A 21098-nucleotide genomic window follows, 5' to 3' on the forward strand; every position below is an offset into this window, starting at 1 on the left:
AACTTCGGCGACGACAACGGCGACGGCGTCCTGCCCTGGGTCGAGGAGCGTCTGGAGGAGCTCGACGCCGAGACGCCGGTGCTGTTCGACGAGACCGACGGCGTGGACTTCGAAGCCGTGGCCGACACCCAGCCCGACGTCATCCTCGCCGCGTACTCGGGGCTGACGCAGGAGGACTACGACACGCTCAGCGAGATCGCCCCGGTGGTCGCGTATCCGGAGGCGCCCTGGGCGACATCGTGGCGCGACACCATCGAGCTCAACAGCCAGGCGATCGGCCTGGGCGACGAAGGCCAGGAGCTGGTGGCGGACATCGAACAGGAGATCGCCGCCTCCGTCGCCGAATACCCGCAGCTCGACGGGGTGTCGACGATGTTCCTCACCCACGTGGACGCCTCGGACCTGAGCGAGGTCAGCTTCTACACCGCCAACGACACCCGCAGCGCGTTCTTCGCCGATCTCGGCCTGACGACCCCCGAGAGCGTGGCAGAAGCCTCGGCGGGCAACGACCAGTTCGTACAGACCGTCAGCGCGGAGCACGTCGACGTGTTCGACGACGTCGAGGTCATCGTCACCTACGGCGACCAGGCGGTGGTCGACGTGCTGAAGAGCGATCCGCTGCTCTCGCAGATGCCCGCCGTGGCCAACGGGGCGATCGTTTCGCTGGAGAACGGTCCGCTCGGGACGGCGGCGAACCCGACGCCGCTGGCCATCTCGTGGGTTCTGGACGATTACGTCGCCCTGCTCGGCGAGGCTGCCGCCAAGGCGTCGTGACGACGACCGAGGCAACATCCGCCGGGGGCGTCGCGCAGCTGCGCCGCCCCCGGCGGATGCGGCTGCTGTGGCTGCTCGCGGTGGTCGCGGTCCTGGTCGTGCTCATGGCGGTGTCGGTCGCCGTGGGCTCCCGCGAGGTCGGGTGGTCCGACATCGTTGCCGCCCTCGGCGGGTCGGCCGACGGACTGGACCGCGCCGCGGTGTCGGTACGCATCCCGCGCACGGTTCTGGCGGTGACGGTGGGCGCCGCGCTCGCGGTGTCCGGCGCCGTCATGCAGGGTGTCACCCGCAACCCGCTGGCCGACCCCGGCATCCTGGGCGTGAACATGGGCGCCGCGCTGGCGGTCGTGATCGGGATCGCCTGGTTCGGCTTGACGTCGGCGACCGGCTACATCTGGACCGCGATCGTCGGTGCCGGCATTTCGGCGGTGTTCGTCTACGTCATCGGCTCGCTGGGCCGCGGCGGGCCCATGCCGCTCAAGCTCGCTCTCGCCGGCGCCGCGACGTCCGCGGCCTTCGTGTCGTTCATCACCGCCATCGCACTGCCGCGCAACGACATCGGCGCGAACGTGCGCTCATGGCAGATCGGCGGCGTGGGTGGCGCGTCGTTCGACCGCATCGGGCAGCTGACACCGTTCCTCGTGGCCGGTTTCGTCATCTGCCTGCTGTCCGCGCGGGGCATGAACACCCTCGCCCTCGGCGACGACGTCGCAGCCGGGTTGGGTGAGCGGGTGGCCCTCACCCGGGCGGTGGCGGCGCTGGGCGCGGTACTGCTGTGCGGCGCGTCGACGGCGATCGCGGGGCCGATCGGATTCGTCGGCCTGGTCATTCCGCACCTGTGCCGGCTGCTCGTGGGCCCGGACCATCGCTGGCTGCTGCCGTTCTCCGCGTTGACCGGGGCGGGCCTGCTGACCGCGGCGGACGTGCTCGGGCGCATCGTGGCCCGGCCGAGCGAGATCGACGTGGGTATCGTCACCGCGCTGATCGGGGCGCCGTTCTTCATCGTCGTCGTGCGCCGGCACAAGGTGCGTGCCCTGTGAGCACGATCGCGAACCCGGAGACCACACCGCCGGCCGCCGGTCCGGCCGCCACGCGAGACGCCGTCGACGTCGTCGCCCGCGGTCGCCGGCGCCGCGGCCGGCGTCGCAACGTCGTCGTCGCCGTACTGGCCGCGCTCCTGGTCGCGACGTTCGCCGTCACGCTCATGGTGGGCCAGACCTTCTACGGCCCCGGCGAGGTGACGTCGGTGATCCTGGGTGAGCAGGTGTCCGGCGCCTCGTTCACCGTCGGCCGGCTGCGGCTGCCGCGCGCGACGCTGGGGGTGCTGACCGGATTGTGTTTCGGGCTGGGCGGCGTCACTTTCCAGACGATGCTGCGCAACCAGCTCGCCAGCCCGGACATCATCGGCATCAGCTCCGGGGCCAGCGCCGCGGCCGCCTGCGCGATCGTCTTCTGGTCGCTGAGCGGCGCCCAGGTCTCCATGGTCGCGATCGTCGCCGCTCTGGGCGTGGCGCTGCTCATCTACGCCCTGTCCGTCCGCGGGGGCGCGGCCGGGACGCGACTCATCCTGGTGGGTATCGGGTTGGCCGCGATGCTGGACTCGATCACCGCCTACGTCCTCTCGCGGGCGGCCGAGTGGGACCTGCAGGAGGCGCTGCGATGGCTCACCGGGAGCCTGAACGGGGCCAGGTGGGCCGACGTGTTGCCGGTGCTGGTCGCGCTCGTCGTCCTCGGGCCGCTGCTGCTGGCGCGCGGGCGCGGGCTGACGATGATGCAACTCGGCGACGACGCCGCGGCGGCGCTCGGGGTCCGCGTGGAGCGCACCCGCCTGCTGGTGATCGTCGCCGCGGTGTGCCTCATCGCGTTCGCGACCGCTGCGGCCGGGCCGATCGCGTTCGTCGCCTTTCTCTCCGGGCCGATCGCCGCCCGCCTGGTGGGGCCCGGATTCTCGCTGCTCTTTCCGGCTGCCCTGGTGGGCGCGGTGCTGGTGCTCGTGGCGGATTTCACCGGTCAGTTCGCTTTCGGATTGCGCTACCCGGTGGGGGTCGTGACCGGAGTCCTCGGCGCCCCGTACCTGATCTATCTCATCGTCCGTTCCAACCGTGCCGGAGGAACGCTGTGACCAGCGCGCACCGCCTGGTGGCCGAGGGGCTCGCCCTCGGCTACAAGGACCGTCTCGTCATCAGCTCGCTCGACCTGCAGGTGCCGCCGGGCCGAGTGACTGCGATCGTCGGTGCGAATGCCTGCGGAAAATCCACCCTGCTGCGTTCGATGTCACGGCTGCTGGCCCCCCGGGCCGGGCACGTCCTGTTGGACGGCAAACAGGTCCACCGCTGCCCGGCCAAAGAGCTCGCACGCACGCTCGGACTGCTGCCGCAGTCGCCGCTGGCGCCCGAGGGGATCACCGTTTCGGACCTCGTCGGCCGCGGCCGCCACCCGCACCAGGGCGTTTTCTCCCGCTGGAGCCGTGACGACGACGCTGCCGTGGCCGCCGCGCTGGAGGCCACCAACACCCTGGACCTCGCCGATCGCCCGGTCGACGAGCTCTCCGGCGGCCAGCGCCAGCGCGTCTGGATCGCCATGGCTCTGGCGCAGCAGACCGACGTCCTCCTGCTGGACGAACCGACCACCTTCCTGGACGTCAGCCACCAGGTCGAGGTCCTCGACCTGCTCACCGATCTCAACCGCCACCGCGGCACCACCATCGTCATGGTGTTGCACGACCTCAATCTCGCCGCCCGGTATGCCGACCACCTGGTCGCCATGGCCGACGGCGCGATCTACGCGGCGGGCGAGCCGGAGGCCGTGCTCACTGCTGACACGGTGCGCGCTGTCTTCGGCCTGGACAGCCAGGTCATCGTCGACCCGATCTCCGGCCGGCCCCTCATGCTGCCCATCGGGCGGCATCGCCGGCTGCAACCCCACGCCGCCCCGTCCGGTCCAGACACCGCCGGGCAGCGTCTCGCCTAGGCGCCCGGCTGCGCCCCGGCCGGAGCCGTGTAGCCGAGTTCCGCGGAGATCGCTTCGGCGGTGTCGAGCAACAACGGCAGCCTCTCCTCAAGCTGCGCGAGGGTCGCGACGACCTCGATGGCAGTGACCGAGACGGCGGCGACGACCTGCCCGCGGGAGTCCCTGATCGGGGCGGCCACACATTTCACGTAGGCGTCGTGTTCACCGTCGTCGGTAGCCCAGCCGCGCCGGCGGATTTCGGTGAGCTCGCGTTCGAGCGAGCCGCGATTGGTGAGCGTCGTGTCCGTGTGCCGCTCGAACGTGACGTGGGCAAGCAGCCGATCGCGCTCCACCCGGGACAGGTAGGCCAAGATGACCTTGCCGACGGCACTGGCATAGATCGACACCGCTCTCCCGACCCGTGATGGCAGCGTCACGGCGTCGAACGCAGGGCTGTCGACCTTGTCGATGTAGATGATCTCGTCACCGGTCAATTGCGCCAGGTGCACGGTGTGCCCGGTTTCGCGCCCGAGCTCGCGCAGGTGCGCCGAGGCGAACTGACGCAGGTCCATCGACCCGAGGGCGAGTTCGGACAGTTCGATGAGCCCACTTCCGACCACGTACGTCCCCGCGCCGGTCTTTCGCACGAACCGGGCTGCCTCGAGCGTCCGCAGGATCCGAAGCGCCGTCGACTTGTGGACCCCCAGCACCTCCGCCGCCTGCGCGAGGCTCAGCGGTTCTTCCGCGGTCTTCTTGACGAGCTCGATCGCCCGCTGGATCGTCTGCGACACGTCCACCTCCGTCGTGCGCTGAACGTGCAGGCGCAGAGCGCAACATCCACTTGACAGCGTTGCATATGTTACTACGATCGTTGCACCTTTAACGTTCAACCAAGCCACGACCTCTAGAGGAGCACCCGATGAGGAAACCTCGCGTTCGCCGCGCCACAGTAGCCGCGGCCACCGCCGTCGGTCTTGCCGCCGCCCTCGCTGCGGGATGCGGCTCGGACTCCGACTCGAGCTCGTCCTCGGACGGCGGCGTCACCACGCTCTCCTTCGCCGCCTCGACCTTCGGCGACCCGGGCCGCGGCCCGCAGCTGGAGGAGTGGCTCGAGGAGTTCAACGCGAGCCAGGACGAGATCCGAGTCGAGGCGGCGTCGGTTCCCTACCCCACGTTCGGCCAGACGGTGCTGACCCAGATGGGTGGTGGCGAGGGGCCGGACCTCATCCGCTTCGACATGCCCGAGTTCGAGGCCGCCTCGGAGGCCGGCTTGATCGCGCCGCTGGACGATCTGATCGACCTCAGCGGATACGAACTGATTGAGCAGCCGGATCAGTTCATGAGCCACGACGGCGTGCGACACGGGGTCATCTTCGAGGCATCCAACTATGCGTTGTTCTACAACGCCGACCTGATGCCGGAACCGCCGGCGACCTATGACGACTTCGTCGCTACGGCAAAGTCACTGACCAACGGTGACGTCTTCGGCCTCGCCTTCCGCCAGACCGAGGCGGAAGAAGCCGGCATGTGGCAGGACATCTTCAACTACGTGTACGGCTTCGGCGGCGCCTGGTCCGACGGGGAGAACCTGACCATCAACGCGCCGGAGAACCTCGAAGGCCTGCAGGCCTACAAGGACCTCTACGACGCCGAGGTCATCCCCCGCGGCGCCGACGCGGCGACCTTCCGGCGCATGTTCGCCGAAGGCAAGGTCGCCATGGAGCTCAACAACGGCGGGTACGCCACGCACCTGATCGCCGAGAGCCCGGACCTGAATTTCAACGTCGCCCCGATCCCCTTCCCCGAACGCAGCCAGGGCGCGATCCTCGCCCCCATCGTGATCAACGAGGCCAGCTCCGCCAAGGAAGAGGCGGCCACGTTCATCGAGTGGGCACTCGAGGAGGAGAACCAGGTGTCGCTGCAGGAGATCCTCGGCGCGAGCAGTGTTGCCACCGCCACCGAGCGCAGTGACGAGTCGCTTCAGCAGATGCCGTTCCTCACCACCTTCGATGACCTCACGGAGTCCAGCCTTCCGCACACCGTCCTGGGCTTCGAGTCCCAGACGCCGGACATCCGCAAGGTCGTCATCCAGAACGTCATCGCCGCGCTCCAGGGCCAAGTGGACCTCCAGACCGCGCTGGACAACGCTCAGGACCAGGCGAGCGACCTGGTCGGCTGACCCTGCAGACGCCGGGGCGAGCCCGCTCGCCCCGGCGTCGGCCTATCTTGACGAAGGACACCCACTCGATGACCGTGCTCGAGCACACGAGAGCGCCTCAGACCGAGGCCGGGCGCCGACGTAGCCCGCTGGGAAGCAGATGGACGCCGTATCTGTTCCTCGCTCCCGCCGCCCTGTTCATCGCCATTTTTCAAGGCGTGCCACTGGCCCAACAGGTCTTCTTGAGCTTCACGAAGACGTCGCTGCTCAACCCCACCAACAGCACCTGGGTGGGGCTGGAGAACTACGCCCACATCTTCGGTGACGACGACTTCCGGCGCACCCTGCTGATCACGCTCGTCTACGTCGTGGTGTGCGTCGTGGGATCCGTCGGCTCGGGGCTGCTCGTCGCGCTACTGCTCAACCGCGGGTTCCGTGGCCGTGGCGTGGCGCGCGCCCTGGTCACCGTGCCCTGGGCGGCTCCGGCGATCGCCGTCGCACTCATCGCCACCTGGATGCTCAACCCCCAGTACGGGATCGTGAACCGGTTCCTCGACGCCGTGGGGCTGGGCGTCGCCGGCGGCGCGATCCTCGACAGCCAGACCTACGCCCTGCCTGCGATCCTCGTCACGACCACCTGGCAGTTGTTTCCCCTCGCCTCGGTCGTGTTGTTGTCCGCGCTCCAGGGGGTGCCGAAAGACCTGACCGAGGCCGCCACGATGGACGGCGCGGGCCGATGGTGGACGTTCCGAGCGGTCACCTGGCAGGTCATCAAGCCCACCGTCGGGCTGCTCGCCCTACTCATGACGATCTGGTCGATCCGTCGATTCGAGCTGATCTGGCTGATGACCAAGGGAGGCCCCGTCGGTTCCACCGAGACGCTCGTCATCGATCTCTACGCCCAGGCATTCGACTCCAAGCAGCTCGGCACGGCCGCTGCGATCGGGATGGTGGGTGTCGTCATCTCGCTCATCGTCATCGCCGGCAGCAGGTTCGTCGCCCGCGCAGCCGAGAAGGAGAACACCCGATGAGCCGGCTCCGCATCGGACTCACCCTGCGCATCGTGACCGTCCTGTTCGTCATCGGGATCGCGGTCTTCCCGCTGTACTGGATGTTCGTCACCGCACTGTCCAGCGACTCCGACCTGTTCGCGGCGGATGCCCGGCTGTTTCCCGACTTCTCCCAGTTCACCGGGTTCGTCGACGCCCTGACCGGAGGCGATACCCTGCGCTGGCTTCGCAACAGCCTGGTGATCGCGGCCGGCACGACAGTGCTGTCGATCGGGCTGGGCATTCCGCTGGGCTACGCGCTCTCGCGGTTCTCGTTCGTGGGCAAGACCCTGATGACGGTCGCACTGCTGCTGACGCAGATGCTTCCCGAAGCGCTCATGGTCGTGCCGTTGTTCGCGCTGTTCAACCGGTTCGACCTCCTGGACTCTCTCACCGGACTGATCCTGGCCAACTCGGCGTTCGTGCTGCCGATCGTCGCGCTGATCCTCAAGGGCGCGATCGACGGTGTCCCGCGTGAGCTCGAAGAGGCCGGGCGAGTCGACGGTGCCCGTCCGTTCACCATGCTGGTTCGCATCAACGTGCCGCTGATCGCTCCGTCGATCGCCGCCGCCGCGGTCATCGCGTTCTTCCACGCCTGGAACGAGTACGTGTTCGCCGTGACCTTCATCTACGCCCCGCAGATGCAGCCGGCCTCGGTCGGGATCGCGAGCTTCATCGGCGAGGTGGGCACACCGGTGCAGACGGTGATGGCGGTCGCCTTCATGTTCACGCTACCCGCCGTCGCGTTCTACCTCTTCGCGCAGAAATACGTCGTCGCCGGCATGACCGCCGGCGCAGTCAAAGGCTGAGAACTCATGAAAATCATCGCGGTCGACACCTTCGTCGTCGACTTCTATCGCACCAACCTCGTCATCGTCCGCGTCCGCACCGATGAAGGCATCGTCGGGCTCGGCGAGGCCACGCTGGAAGGCAAGGAACGCGCCGTCCAAGGCGCGATCGCCGAGCTCGCCGAAGCGGTCACCGGTCTCGACCCCACGTGCATCTCCGGCACCATCTACCAGCTGGCCCGCGACTGGTACTGGCGCGGCGGGCCGGTCATCATGACAGCGCTGAGCGCCTTCGAGATGGCCCTGTGGGACATTTCCGCGCGCGACCTCGGTGTGCCGGTACACCGGCTGCTCGGCGGCGCCACCCGCGACCGGGTGCGGGCCTACGCCAACGGCTGGTTCTCCGGCGCCGCCACGCCTGAGGACTACGCGGCCGCCGCCAGAGCCACCGTCGCGACCGGGTTCCGCGGGCTGAAGTGGGACCCGTTCGAAAACTACGACCTCGTCATCACCTCCCGCCAACTCGACCGCGTGCTGGCCCAGGTGGACGCGGTCCGCTCGGCCGTCGGGCCGGACGTCGAGCTGTTCATCGAGGGCCACGGGCGCTTCGACGTCCGCCACGCGATCCTGGTCGCGCGGCAACTCGCGCAGTTCGATCCAGTCTGGTTCGAGGAACCGTGCCCGCCGGACAACCTCGATGCTCTGGTCGACATCCGCCGAGCGTCACCGGTGCCGATAGCCGCGGGCGAGCGGTGGTTCGGCCGGCAGGGGTTCGCGCCCGCTCTCGCCCGCCAGGCAGTCGACTTCGTCCAGCCCGACGTCACGCATGCCGGCGGCCTGGCCGAGCTGGCCTTCATCTCCACCCTCGCTGCCACCAGTTACGTCGGCTTCGCGCCACACAACCCGAGCGGCCCGCTGAGCACGGCGGCCACGCTGCAGCTCGGCGCAACGCTGCCCAACTTCCACTATTTGGAGATCATGGCGACCGACGTACCCTGGCGTCCGGCGATCACCAACGAACGCCTCACGTTGACCGAGGAAGGCGACATCATCATCCCGACCGGCATCGGGCTCGGCATCGAGCTGAATCTGGACGAGATCGCCCGCCACCCGTTCACCCCGCACCCGATGCGCCTGTTCGATCATGCGGTCGCCGACATCCGTCCCCACGACGAGCGTTCGTTCTTCAATCTGGGAGCCGACGAATGAGCCAGTCTGCATCCGAGTCCGCCACCGCCTGGTTCGGCACCGCCGCCGACGCACTGCCGCAGGACGCCACCGAGAGCGTCCTGGTCGGCCGGGTCTGGGACCCGGCCGTGGGAGGGCCGTCACCGGTGCTCGTCCGGGACGGGCAGCTGCTCGATCTCAGCGACCGCTTCGCCACCGTCCGCGACATCTGCGAGCTGCCCAAGCCTGCAGCCGAGATCGCCGGGCTCGACGGCCGGATCGTGGCGAGCGTCGCCGATGCGCTGGCCAACACCGGCGCCCCGCAGCGCGACACCACCCGCCCGTGGCTGCTCGCGCCCGTCGACCTGCAGGCTCTGAAGGCCGCCGGGGTGACGTTCGCGGTGTCGATGATCGAACGCGTCATCGAGGAACGAGCTCGCGGCGACCTCGCCCTCGCCGCGGACATCCGCCGCCGGATGCTCGCCGACATCGGCGACGACTTCCACGACCTCACACCAGGCTCCGAGCAAGCACAGCGGTTGAAGGACAGCCTGATCTCCGAGGGCGCCTGGAGCCAGTACCTCGAGGTCGGGATCGGCCCCGATGCCGAGATCTTCACCAAGGGCCAGGTGCTGTCCGCAGTGGGCACCGCCGTGCCGGTCGGTGTACTCGCGGACTCCACCTGGAACAACCCCGAACCCGAAGTGGCCGCGGTGGTGAACTCCAGCGGGCAGATCGTGGGAGCGACCCTCGGCAACGACGTGAACCTGCGTGACGTCGAGGGCCGCTCCGCTCTGTTGCTGCCGAAAGCCAAGGACAACAACGCCTCCTGTGCACTGGGCCCGTTCATCCGGCTTTTCGACGATCGCTTCGACCTCGACCGGGTGCGCGAACTCGAGGTGCGCCTGGACGTCGAAGCGGCGGACGGCTTCCACCTCGAAGCGGTCTCGCGGATGTCGCACATCTCGCGTGATCCGCAGGCGCTGGTGGAACAACTGATCGGCCGGCACCACCAGTATCCCGATGGCGCGGTGCTCATGCTCGGCACGATGTTCGCGCCCACCGAAGACCGCGACCGGCCCGGGGACGGGTTCACGCATCACGTGGACGACATCGTGCGGATCAGCTCGCCGGAGCTGGGCACCTTGGTCAACCGTGTCCGCCACGCCGAGGACTGTGAGCCGTGGGACTTCGGCGTGCGCGACTTGATGGGCAACCTCGCCCAGCGCGGTCTGCTGTGAACCGGGCGGGGCCGCCGGTCGCTTCGCGGCCGGTGGGCCCCGCCTCAGCGGCCGGTAGGCCCCGCCTCAGCGGCGGGTCGACTCGCGCAGCACCAACTGCGAGTTCACGATGGTCGTCGCCGGCTCCGGCACGTCCCGGGGGTCGTCGCCGTTGGCCGCCATGCGGTACTCCAGCATCTCGAGGATCCGCTCGGCCATCGCGTCGTTGCACGGTTCCACCGACGACAGCCGCGGTACCAAGAACTCCGTCTCTTCGTCGTTGTCGAAACCGATCGCTTGCACCTCACCCGGTATGTCGATGTTCAGATCGGCCAAAGCCCGCAACACCCCCATCGCGGCGGCGTCGGTGAGCGCGAAAACGCCGTCGAACGCCACGCCGGAGTCATACAGGTGCTTGAGACTGCGGGCGCCGGACCCGGGATCGAAGGACTCGACCTCGACCACCAGCCGCTCGTCCACCTCGACGCCGAACTCGGCATGGGCCTGCCGGTAGCCCCGGGTCCGCAGGGAGGGCATGTCGTCGACGTGGTCGTCGTGGCGCCCGCCGATGATGGCGATGCGCCGCGACCCGGTGCTGAGCAGGTGGTGCGTGGCCATCCGAGCTCCGCCGACGTTGTCCATCATGACGTGGTCGAACCTCTTCGGGACCGGTTTCTCCCCGATGAACACCACGGGTGTCTCGAACCGCAGGTGCTCCAGGTCGGCGGCGTCGAGGTGCAGGGGGCTGATGATCACTCCGTCGTACTTGCGCAGCCGGCCGAACGAGATGGCTTCGAGCTCGCGCTCGGCGTTGCCCCCGGTGCGCTCGACGACGAGGTGCAGGCCACGGCGCTCCACGACGTCGGCAAGTCGTCGGGCCAGCTGCGCGTAGTAGGGGCGGTCGATGTCCGGGACGATCAGCCCGACGGCACCGGTGCGGCCCGTGCGCAGATGACGCGCGGCGTGGTTCACCTTGTACCCGAGCCTCGAGATGGTCGCCAGCACCCGCAACCGCGTCTCAGGGCTCACCCCGGGCCGCCCGTTGATGACGTTGGAGACCGTCATGGCCGACACGCCGGCCTCCCGCGCCACATCGATCATCCGTACCACGCCACCATCATCCCCCGATTTCGGGCCGGGCACGATCACCGGTGGCCGCCCGCCGGAGGAGATCGGCCAGCGGCTTACGGATCTGGCACTGCCCGAGACCGAACGAGTCCGCGAGCCGTTCCGCTTCGTCGGGCGTGACGCCCTCGAATGCCGCGGCGAAGTCTCCGAGCATGGCCTCGGCCAACATGACGTGACGTACGTGCCCGTGAATCCACCGGCGGGCGCCCCACGGGAAGGGCTGGAAGTCGGGGAACTCCTGCTCGAACAGGTCCTCGATCGGCTGCAGGATGTGGCGGATCTCGGCGTCGGTCGATCCCCAGGAGTCGACACCGAGGCGTGCCTTCTTCTCCAAGACCGGCGCCACTCGCTGCGCGTAGGGCGACGCCGGGTCGACCGTCGCCAGTCCCTGGAGCCCGATGTCCTTGTACGTCCACAACGCCCAGCTGACGTCATAGCGGCGATAGATCTCCAACTGGTCCTCGAGCAGGCGGTGGCGCTGCTCGTCGCGCGCGGCGTCGCCGGTGTACACCGGGCCGAACTCACCGACCCAGACAGGCGTGCCGGTTTGCCGCATGAACTCGGTCCGGGCGAGGAAAGTCTCCTCCACACGGTCGCGGTCGACGTACTCCCCTCGGCTGACCCCGGGGTAGGGACCGCCGTCGACGAATCCCGGCATGGCGTAGTCGTGGGCGGTGTAGACGCAGTTGGGCAGCGGATCACCCAACTGGTCGAACTGCGTCGAATAGCGATTGCCGTCCAGGAACAGGATGTGGTCGGGGTCGACGGCGCGGATGGCCGCCTCCAGCCGCCGGTAGAAGGGTCCGATGGTCACGCCCTCGGCATCGGCGGGCTCGTTGACGGGGTTGTAGCCGGCCACCCACGCATGGTCCTTGTAGTGCTCGGCGATGTGCTCCCACAGGTGGACGACCCGGTCCTGGAACTGCCGCTGACTCCAGAAATGCGCCCACTGGGTGGGGTTGTCGCTGTGCCAGTGCTGATTCTGCGCCCCGGGCACGGCATGCAGGTCCAGAATCGTGTAGATGCCGTGGCGCGCGCAGGTGTCCACCACCCGATCGAGCAGCGCGAACCCCTCGGGCTTGATCTGGAACGGCGCCGCGTCGTCCTCGAAATGGCGGTAGTTGAACGGGATCCGCAACGAATTGAGCCCCAGATCCGCGAGCAGGGCGGCGTCGTCGTCGGTGAAGAACACCGAGAGGAACCGATCGAAGAATCTGGTGTAGCCCTCTTCGCCCAGAACCCGGCGCAGTACTTTGCGGTGCTGCGATTCGGTCCCGGGGTAGCCGGAGATGAAGTTCTCCATGTTCATCCAGCCGCCGAGGCCGAAACCCCGCAGGATCACCGGCTGGTCACCGGCGACGATGTGGTGTCCATCGACTTTGAGCACAGCGGTTCCGTTCATCCGAGGGTCAGGGCGGTCCACGAGACCGGAGGCAGCGAGATCGTCACCGACCCGCCGTCGCGTCGTGCCGTCGGGTTGGCCACCGGCCGCGCGCGGTCTTGCTGCTCGAGCGTGTTGGCAGCGTGCGGGTCCTTGTCGCTGAGTGTCCACGCCTCACGCACGCCGACCTCCCCGAGCATCCGCACGTCGATCTCGATCTCGGCGTCCGCCGTCTCGTCCCGGTTGACCAGGAAGACCGCGGTCCCGCCACCATCGGCGTCGTGGGTGGCCACCGCGTCGATCACCGCGACCTCGCCGTGCCGGGCCGAGTCGTAGGTCGGACTGTCCAGTTTGAGCTCGAGCGCCTCGCCCCGGGCCAGTCGCGCGGTGAAGGCGAACGGATAGAAGGTCGTCTGCCGCCACGCCGGCCCACCCGGCTCGGTCATGATCGGTGCGATGACGTTGACCAGTTGTGCGAGGCTCGCGGCGGTGACCCGGTCGGCGTGCCGGATCAGCGAGATCAGCAGGTTGCCGACCACGACGGCGTCCATGACCGAGTACGTGTGCTCCAACAGGCGTGGCGCGACCGGCCAGTCGTCGATGCCGGTGAGCTTCTCGACCCCGTAGCGCGACTGGTACCACACGTTCCACTCGTCGAAGGCGATGTGCATCGTCTTGGTGCTGCGGCGCTCGGCCTTGACGTGGTCGGCGGTCGCCGCGACCGACTCGATGAACCGGTCCATGTTCACCGCCGAGGCGAGGAAGCTGGGGTGGTCACCGTCCTTCGGCTCGTAATAGGCATGGCAGGAGATGTAGTCGACCTCGTCGTAGGTTGCTTCGAGCACCGTCCGTTCCCAGCTGCCGAACGTCGCCATCTGCGCGCTCGAGCTGCCGCAGACGACGAGTTCGAGGCCGGGGTCGATCTGCCGCATGGCCCGGGCGGTCTTGGCGGCCAGGCTCGCGTACTCCTGCGCGCTGCCGTGCCCCAGTTGCCAGGCGCCGTCCATCTCGTTGCCCAGGCACCACATGCGGATGTCGTGCGGGCGTGGTGTGCCGTTGGCGACCCGCAGGTCCGAGAGTCGTGTGCCGGAGCGGATGTTGGCGTATTCCAGGACGTCCAGGGCGTCCTGCACGCCGCGCGTCCCGAGATTCACCGCGTACATGAGCTCGCTGCCGACCTTGCGCGACCACGCGGCGAACTCGTCGAGCCCGACCTCGTTCGTCTCGGTGGAGTGCCAGGCCAGATCGAGGCGTCGTGGCCGCTGCTCACGAGGGCCGATGCCGTCCTCCCAGCGGTATCCGGAGACGAAGTTCCCGCCCGGATAGCGGATGGTCGTCACGCCGAGCTCCCGGACCAGCGCCATGACGTCTTCGCGGTACCCCTGATCATCGGCGGTGGGATGGCCGGGTTCGTAGATGCCGTCGTACACACAGCGGCCCAGATGCTCGACGAACGCGCCGAAGAGACGGCGGTTGATCGGGCCGACGGTGAAATACGGGTCGACTGTCAGGTGAGCGCTGATCATGGTCCTCTTCTGGGTCGGTTGGCGGCACGGACGAGAGCTCGGGCTACTTCAAGCTCCCGATGGACAGGCCTCCGCGCCAATGACGCTGCAAGCTGAGAAAGGCGATGATGAGCGGGACGATGGACACGAGAGAGCCCATGACGATGAGGCTCCACAGCGACGTGCCGCCGGCGTTGTTGGCCGAAGCTACGCCCTGCCATTGCCCGATGCCGACCGTCACCGGATACAGGTCGTTGTCCGACAGCATCGCCAGCGGGAGAAAGTAGTTGTTCCAGGTCGCCACGACCGACAGCAGCAGCACCGTGACGATGACCGGCCGCATCAGCGGGAGTGCGATCTGCAGGAACGACCGCACCTCGCCCGCGCCGTCGACCCGCGCAGCGTCGAGCAGCTCGTCGGAGACCGCATCCCGCGCGTACACGTGCATCAAGTAGACCCCGAACGGGTTGAGCAGCGACGGCAGGATCACCGCCCAGATCGTGTTGGTCAGCCCCAGCCGGGAGAACAGCACGAACGTCGGGATCACCAGCGCGGTGGCCGGGACCATCACCGCTCCGAGCAGGACGGCGAAGCTGAACCGCCGGCCGGCGAAGCGATACTTCGCGAAGCCGTATCCGGCCAGCACCGCCAGCACGGTCGCCCCTGCGCCGCCCACGAAGGCATAGAGCGCGGAGTTGAGCAGCCATCGCGTGTAGATCCCGCCGTCGTAGGTGAACAGGTCCCGCAGATTGCCGATGAAGTCGACGTCCTCGGCGAACCACAGCGAGCTGCCGCCGCCGAACAACCCCGCGGCGTTCTTCGAGCTGTTGACGATGACCCACCAGAACGGCACGAGAAAGTAGACCAGCAGGAACCCGAGGAGCACCTGCAGCGGCAGGGAGCTTTGCGACCGGCGCCGCCGCTCGGCGCCCTGGACCTGGAGGCTCATGACAGGAAGCTCCCCCGCTTGCGGGTGGCGAACAAGAAGATGTAGACGCAGACGAACACGACGCCGCCGAGTGCGAACGAGATGGCCGAGCCGTAGTTGAAGTTCGCCAGGCCGAACGCCTGCTGGTAGGCGTACATGTTCGGGGTGAAGTCGGGTCCGATCGAGCCGGCGGCGAGATCGCGCAAGATCTGGGGTTCGTTGAAGAACTGCAACGTGCCGATCAACGCGAAGACCAGGATGAGCAGCAGTGCCGGCGTGATCAGCGGGATCTTGATCCGCAGCGCGATCTGCCACCCGCCGGCTCCGTCGATTCGAGCCGCTTCGTACAGCGTCGGGTCGATGCCCTGCAGCGCTGCGTAGATGATGATCATGTAGTAGCCGGCCCACTGCCACACGACGATGTTGAGCAGGCCGTAGAAGATCATGTTGCTGCTGAGCAGATCGGGCGCTGCGGCGCCGAAGACGTCGTGGAGCGGCCCGAAGTTCTTGCTGTACAGGAAGCCCCACATGAGCGCGCCGATGACCACCGGGATCGCATACGGCAGGAAGATCATCAGCCGCGAGAAGCGCGCGAACCTCGACGTGACCGAGTCGAGGATGAGCGCGATCGCGAGCGAGATCAACATCTGCAGCGGGATCAGCACGAGCGAGAAGCGGATGACGAACCAGGCGCCCCCGAGGAAACTCGGGTCGGTGAACACCTTCGTGTAGTTGTCGAGGAAGACGAAGCTCGTCCCCCCGATCAGCGCCTTGCGGAACAGGCTCAGGTACAGCGCATAGACCAGCGGCGCGACCAGCAAGGCCAGGAAGACCAGCCCGAATGGCGCGACGAACAGCCAGCCGGTGAGTTGCTCACGAAGCCGCACCTTGCCTGGTGCGCCTGTGGCCGGTTCGGTGCGCGGCGGTGCCGGCTCGGCGGTGAGGGTCATGATCGAGCTCCGGGGAAGTGTGGTGACGGCGGCGGATGAGCAAGGGCCCGCTCGCAGGCGTGCGGGCCCTTGCTCGTCAGGTCACTGAACCGTGAATCCCTGTTCCTCGGCATAGCCCACGACGTCCTCGTGGAGTCGATCCGCAGCCTCGGAACCGGAGATGGAGCCCTCGTTGACCGCCGCGAGCTGCTTGGTCATGGCGTCGAAGTAGTACTGCTGCAGCGGGCTGTAGGTGAAACCCTCGTAGGCGTTCGCCGCCGGGATGTAGACCTCTTTGTTGGCCTGGTACCCACCGAAGAACTCCACCTCGAGCTCGGCGAATGCCGGATCGTCGAGCGCGTTGAGGTTCAACGGGAAGATGATCTGGTTGGTCCAGCCGTCGGTGAGCGACTCTTCGTCGGCGTAGATCTCGAACGCGACCTTCGCCGCCAGCTCCGGGTCCGAGGCCTGACTGGTCACCGAGAACGCCGATCCGCCCCAGTTCACCTGGACCGGATTGGCCGGATCCCACTGCGGCAGCGGCGCGACGCCGAACGTGCCGGAGTCCGCACCCTCGCCCACGCCGGCACCGGTGAGGTAGCCCGGAGCCCAGGCTGCCGAGATGTAGGTGGCGTAGTCACCGGCGATGACGCCGGAGATGTATTCGGGGGTGAACTGATCTTGGGTCCCGACCAGGTCCTTCTCGACCAGGCCGGCCCAGTAGTCCAGCACGTCCTTCGACGCCTGGTCGTTCAGTTCTATGCCGATGTTCTCGGGGTCGGCCTCGTCATAGGTGAAGGGGTCCGCACCTTTCTGGATCTGCAGCGCCATCATGACGGCCGGGACGTTCGCGCCGAGGTCGCCGAACAGCGGCCCGCCGGCGTCACGCACAGTCTGAGCCGCTTGTTCGTACTCCGCCCACGTGGTCGGCGGGGTGATGCCGTACTGGTCGAAGACGTCCTTGCGGTAGATCATCGCCATCGGGCCGCCGTCGACCGGCACACCGTAGACCGCGTCACCGACTGAGACGTCCTTCCAGGAGCCCTCGCTGTAGTCGTCGGCGACCTCGTCGTAGCCGTACTCTCTGATGTCCACGAGCGCGTCCTGGATCTGGAACGTGGGGATCCGGTCGGCTTCGATCATGATGACGTCGGGCGCGCCGGTGCCGGCGGCGATCGCCGTCTGGAACTTGTCGTACTCGTCGCCGCCCTGGCCGACGTTGGTCCAGCACACCTGGACGTCGTCGTGCAGTTCGTTGAAGTTGTCGACGACGAGCTCCATGTTCGGATACCAGGCCCATAACGTGACGACCGGGACGTCGGCCTTGGGGATGGTGTTCGTGCAGTTACCGGGGTCGCTTCCGCCTCCGCTGCTGCTTGTCTCCTCATCATCGCCGGAGGAGCAGGCGGCGAGCGCGCTCGCAAGCACGAGCGTCGCCGTCGCCACGAACAGTGGCCTTCGCTTCATGGGCGTGTTCCTTTCGGGATGCGTAGGACCTCATCGTCGGCGCGTCCACCTGCGGCCGGACCATCACGCGCCCGCCGCCCCCGTGATCGGAACGCAGTGCTGAAAGGCGTTTATAACGTTGTACTTCTATCGTTGGAATGCGACTATGGCAATCAGGGGGACCGGTGTCAAGGGGATCGCGAGCCCTAGAATGCAGAGGCGGCAGAAGCCGGCGCCGAGCAACGGAGCGGAGACGGATGTGAGCCCGACGATGCACGACGTCGCACGGGTGGCGGGCGTCTCGATCAAGACCGTGTCGAACGTGATCAACGACTTCCCGCATGTCCGGCCGAGCACCCGCACCCGAGTTCTCTCCGCCATCAAGGAACTCGGGTACCGCCCCAATCTGTCCGCCCGCGGTCTGCGCTCCGGGCGTACCGGCGTGATCGGCCTCGCAGTCCCCGAGCTGCGGCAGAACTACTTCGCCGAACTCGCCGACGCGATCATTCGTGCTGCGGAGAAACACGACCTCGGGGTCCTGGTCGAACAGACCAGCGGCGATCGCGACCGCGAGATCGCAGCGGTCACCGGGTCCGGTCGCCTACGGCTGACCGACGGGCTGCTGTTCAGCCCCGAGCGACTCGGCCAGGACGACCGGCACCTCCTCGACAACGGGTTCCCGTCGGTGCTGCTCGGTGAACGGATCTTCGGCGGGCCCATCGACCACGTGACGATGCACAACGTGAGTTCGGCGCAGGCAGCTGTGGAGCATCTCCTGCGCATCGGCCGGCGACGCATCGCACTCATCGGCGCCCACCCGGACCAACGCGAGGAACTGCGCTCGGCCGACCTGCGCGTGCGTGGGTACAAGGCTGCGCTCCACGAAGCCGGGATCCCCGTCGTGCCTGAACTCATCCGGGTCGCAGCACCATGGCACCGAGAGAACGGCGCCGAGGCCATGCGTGCGCTCATCGCCGCGAGAATCCCGTTCGACGCGCTGTTCGCCCTGAACGACACGCTGGCGCTGGGCGCCCTGCGCGCCCTCGGTGATGCCGGCCGCCGGGTTCCCGACGACGTCGCGGTGATCGGCTTCGACAACATCGACGAGGCCCGGTTCTCACTCCCGTCGCTGTCCAGCGTCGACCCCGGCCGCGACGTCATCGCCGCGACGGCTGTCGAGCTCCTCATCGAGCGGATCAACGAGAAGGAAGGCCAACGGCCACCCCGGACGATCAAGCCGGAGTTCCGTATCGTCGCGCGCGAGTCCACCGGCCACACCGGCACGGACGAGCCTACGGCCGGGGGCGCAGCGAGCTGAACGCTGGCGCCCCCGGCCATGGCGCATGCGCCGGCCGGACGTGCGTACCGGCTACTGGAAGAGCAGCGGAGCGAAGTCGATCAGGTTCTTCTGCCACACGTCCCAGCCGTGCGGCCCCGGCGTCGCCCCGTCGAACACGTAGTCGATGCCGAGCTGGTCCATAGTCTCCAGCGACTCCATGAACGAGGGATAGACGAAGTCGGTCTGGTCACCCACGTAGACCTTCAGCAGACTCGTTCCCGCATTGATCGCCGCGGCATCGACACCGTCCGCGCTGCCGAAACCGGCCGAGAAGACGCCGATGTAGGCGAACTCGCCCGGGTGACTCTTGAGCACGCCGTAGGTGTGCCCGCCGCCCATCGACAACCCGGCCAGAGCCTGCTTCGACGGTTCGTCGGAGATGTTGTACGCCGAGCGGGCGGCCGGAACGATGTTCTCGCGCAGCTCCGTGGTGAAGTCCGCCACGTTGCCGTTGGCCATGACGACCACCATGGGCTCGAGATTCCCATCGAGGCTGTGGTTGTCCAGGATCTGTTTGGCCCGGCCCATCTCGATCCAGTCGGTGTAGCTCTGCCCGCCACCGTGCTGGAGGTAGAAGACCGGGTACGCCTCGGCGCGGTCCGGGTCGTAGCCCGGCGGCGTCCAGACGTAGGCTTCGCGCTCCTCACCGGCCACCTCGCTGTGGTAATTCAGCGTTTCGACGGTGCCGCCCTGACCTTCCGGGACGTCGGCGAGCAGCCGGGCCGACTCGCCCGGGATGAAGTACGTGCTCCAGGTCGGTTCGGACGTGACACTGGTCGGATTCGACGTGTCCTTGGTGGCTACGCCGTCGACGATGAGCCGGTAGTGGTGGAAGCCGGGTTCGAGCGGGCCGATCGTCGCCCGCCACCTGTCCCCCACACGGTCCATCTCGACCCGGATCCAGCTCCCGCCCGGCGCCCAGTTGCCCCAGACGGTGACGTTTTCAGCGTCCTTGAACGCCGTCGTGGTCTCGAAAGTGACGAATCGGTCTTCGGTGATCCACGGCGTCGGCGTGGTACCGGCCGGCGGCTGCTCGAACTCGGCCTCGAGCGGCAGGTGCCCAGGACTGGGCCCGTCGTCCGGTGCGTCGCGGAACAGGCGCGGCACGAAGTCGATCAGGTTCTCCTGCCAGGCGTTCCAGTTGTGGCCGCGGTCGGGGTTGACGCCGTCGAACTGGTACTCCACGCCGGCGGAGTCGAGCTGTTGCATGAGGCGGTAGGTGCGGTTGTAGGCGCCGTCGGTGATGTTGCCGGTGTACAGCCGCAGCACCTCGGTGCCCTTGTTGATCTTCTTGGCATCGATGCGGGGCGGTGCTTCGCGGGAGCCGGCGAACGAGCCGACGTAGGCGAACTCCCCCGGGTGCGCGAACAGGGTGCCCAGTGCCTGGTAGCCACCCATCGAGAGCCCGGCCAGCGCTTGCTGCTCGCGCCGGTGCGAGATGTTGTACTCGTGGCGAGCCGCCCGCCTGAGATTGCGCAGCAGTTCCTTGTCGAAGTCCGCCACGTTGCCGTCACCCATGACGACGACCATGGGCTCCATGTCGCCGCGCAGCGTGAGATTGTCGAAGATCTGTTTTGCGCGCCCCACCTCGACCCAGTCGCGATAGCCCTGCCCGCCGCCGTGCTGCAGGTACAGCACCGGGTATCGCTCGCGTCGTTCGGGGTCGTAGTCAGGCGGCGTCCACACCAGCGCGGATCGTGGCCCGCGGGTCACCGTGCTGTGGTATGTCATCGTCTCGATCTCGCCGCCTTGACCCTCGGGCACATCGGCCAGCAGGCTCGCGGACTCGCCGGGGATGAAGAACGTGCTCCATTCCGGTTCCGACGCCACGCTCGTGGGGTTCGTCGGGTCTTTGACGACCTTCGTGTCGTCGCCGGTGAACTGGTAGTAGTACAGGCCGGGCTCGAGCGGTCCCATCACCGACGACCACGTGCCGCCCCGGTGCGAGATGCCCCACTGAGCCCAGTTGGCCGACGGCCCGAAGTTCCCTTCGGCGACCAACTGATCGACGTCGCCGAAGTGCTCCTGCACCGCTTCGTCGGACACCGTGAACGTGACGAAGCCGTCGTCGGACACCGTGACCCACGGCTGCTCCGCCGCAACGGTCGCCGGAGTCGCAGCGACCAAGCTACCGGCGGCCAAGGCAGCACCGCCCGCCATGGCCACCAGGCCTTGACGCCATAGCGAGCGGCGTGACCCACTCGCGCGAGATGTCATCACCATTGACCCTCTCCGTTCCATCCGCCGGACCGCCGGCTCATGGCCGGGGACGACGGACACGACGAGCACCGAGCAGATCGATCACTCGGCGCTGTTGACACGGACAAGGTGAAGGGG

At 67.8% G+C, this 21098-nt stretch carries 18 protein-coding genes; 10 read left to right on the forward strand and 8 right to left on the reverse strand.

Annotated features, from left to right (window positions below; genetic code table 11):
- The 4 genes from M6444_RS09270 to M6444_RS09285 form a co-directional block, all read left to right on the forward strand.
- Positions 1-774, forward strand: a 774-nt coding sequence (locus M6444_RS09270) for an ABC transporter substrate-binding protein (RefSeq protein WP_298325956.1), incomplete at its 5' end; no start/stop codon positions are given.
- A 56-nt stretch (positions 775-830) separates the two neighbouring features.
- Positions 831-1814 carry an iron ABC transporter permease gene (locus M6444_RS09275; protein ID WP_363326296.1) on the forward strand — a complete coding sequence of 328 codons (984 nt, stop codon included), beginning with the start codon at positions 831-833 and terminating at the stop codon, positions 1812-1814.
- 5 nt (positions 1815-1819) lie between these two features.
- The gene (locus M6444_RS09280; protein WP_363326297.1) at positions 1820-2896 is read left to right on the forward strand and encodes an iron ABC transporter permease; all 1077 of its coding nucleotides are present in this window, start codon (positions 1820-1822) and stop codon (positions 2894-2896) included.
- Positions 2893-3744, forward strand: a complete 852-nt coding sequence (locus M6444_RS09285; protein WP_298325964.1) for an ABC transporter ATP-binding protein — start codon at positions 2893-2895, stop codon at positions 3742-3744. The genes M6444_RS09280 and M6444_RS09285 overlap by 4 nt, the downstream gene beginning before the upstream one ends.
- On the opposite strand, the gene M6444_RS09290 is transcribed toward M6444_RS09285, so the two are convergent.
- Positions 3741-4514 (reverse strand): IclR family transcriptional regulator, encoded by a 774-nt coding sequence (locus M6444_RS09290; protein WP_298325967.1) that lies wholly within the window; start codon positions 4512-4514, stop codon positions 3741-3743. The genes M6444_RS09285 and M6444_RS09290 overlap by 4 nt on opposite strands.
- Positions 4515-4642: 128 nt before the next feature.
- On the opposite strand from M6444_RS09290, the gene M6444_RS09295 reads away from it, so the two are divergent.
- The 5 genes from M6444_RS09295 (at position 4643) to M6444_RS09315 (ending at position 10126) form a co-directional block, all read left to right on the forward strand.
- Positions 4643-5902, forward strand: coding sequence for a sugar ABC transporter substrate-binding protein (locus M6444_RS09295; protein WP_298325971.1), 1260 nt, complete (start codon positions 4643-4645; stop codon positions 5900-5902).
- Between the two features lie 68 nt (positions 5903-5970).
- Positions 5971-6912, forward strand: coding sequence for a sugar ABC transporter permease (locus M6444_RS09300; RefSeq protein ID WP_298325975.1), 942 nt, complete (start codon positions 5971-5973; stop codon positions 6910-6912).
- Positions 6909-7739, forward strand: a complete 831-nt coding sequence (locus tag M6444_RS09305) for a carbohydrate ABC transporter permease (RefSeq protein ID WP_298325977.1) — start codon at positions 6909-6911, stop codon at positions 7737-7739. The genes M6444_RS09300 and M6444_RS09305 overlap by 4 nt, the downstream gene beginning before the upstream one ends.
- A gap of 6 nt (positions 7740-7745) precedes the next feature.
- Positions 7746-8927 (forward strand): mandelate racemase/muconate lactonizing enzyme family protein, encoded by a 1182-nt coding sequence (locus tag M6444_RS09310; protein ID WP_298325978.1) that lies wholly within the window; start codon positions 7746-7748, stop codon positions 8925-8927.
- Entirely contained in the window at positions 8924-10126 is a 1203-nt protein-coding gene (locus tag M6444_RS09315) for a fumarylacetoacetate hydrolase family protein (RefSeq protein WP_298325980.1), read from the forward strand. The genes M6444_RS09310 and M6444_RS09315 overlap by 4 nt, the downstream gene beginning before the upstream one ends.
- 66 nt (positions 10127-10192) lie before the next feature.
- Here the strand turns inward: M6444_RS09315 and M6444_RS09320 are convergent, their stop codons facing one another.
- From M6444_RS09320 to M6444_RS09345, 6 genes are all read right to left on the reverse strand, one after another.
- Positions 10193-11206 (reverse strand): LacI family DNA-binding transcriptional regulator, encoded by a 1014-nt coding sequence (locus tag M6444_RS09320; RefSeq protein WP_298326150.1) that lies wholly within the window; start codon positions 11204-11206, stop codon positions 10193-10195.
- A 16-nt stretch (positions 11207-11222) separates the two neighbouring features.
- On the reverse strand, positions 11223-12635 hold the full coding sequence (locus M6444_RS09325) for a cellulase family glycosylhydrolase (protein ID WP_298325983.1): 1413 nt from the start codon (positions 12633-12635) through the stop codon (positions 11223-11225).
- Positions 12632-14140: an alpha-N-arabinofuranosidase gene (locus tag M6444_RS09330; RefSeq protein ID WP_298325985.1), complete on the reverse strand. Its 1509-nt coding sequence runs from the start codon at positions 14138-14140 to the stop codon at positions 12632-12634. Before M6444_RS09330 ends, M6444_RS09325 begins: the two co-directional genes overlap by 4 nt.
- A 43-nt stretch (positions 14141-14183) precedes the next feature.
- On the reverse strand, positions 14184-15068 hold the full coding sequence (locus tag M6444_RS09335; RefSeq protein ID WP_298325987.1) for a carbohydrate ABC transporter permease: 885 nt from the start codon (positions 15066-15068) through the stop codon (positions 14184-14186).
- On the reverse strand, positions 15065-15997 hold the full coding sequence (locus M6444_RS09340) for a sugar ABC transporter permease (protein ID WP_298325990.1): 933 nt from the start codon (positions 15995-15997) through the stop codon (positions 15065-15067). Before M6444_RS09340 ends, M6444_RS09335 begins: the two co-directional genes overlap by 4 nt.
- Positions 15998-16078: 81 nt before the next feature.
- Positions 16079-17443, reverse strand: coding sequence for an extracellular solute-binding protein (locus tag M6444_RS09345; protein WP_298325993.1), 1365 nt, complete (start codon positions 17441-17443; stop codon positions 16079-16081).
- Between the two features lie 238 nt (positions 17444-17681).
- Between M6444_RS09345 and M6444_RS09350 the strand changes: the two genes are divergently transcribed.
- Entirely contained in the window at positions 17682-18740 is a 1059-nt protein-coding gene (locus tag M6444_RS09350) for a LacI family DNA-binding transcriptional regulator (protein ID WP_298325996.1), read from the forward strand.
- Positions 18741-18791: 51 nt separating this feature from the next.
- On the opposite strand, the gene M6444_RS09355 is transcribed toward M6444_RS09350, so the two are convergent.
- Positions 18792-20921 carry an alpha/beta hydrolase-fold protein gene (locus M6444_RS09355; RefSeq protein WP_298325998.1) on the reverse strand — a complete coding sequence of 710 codons (2130 nt, stop codon included), beginning with the start codon at positions 20919-20921 and terminating at the stop codon, positions 18792-18794.
- Positions 20922-21098 lie beyond the last annotated feature (177 nt).

Origin of the sequence: Haloactinopolyspora sp., from assembly GCF_027324685.1 — a bacterium.
Lineage (GTDB): Bacteria > Actinomycetota > Actinomycetes > Jiangellales > Jiangellaceae > Haloactinopolyspora.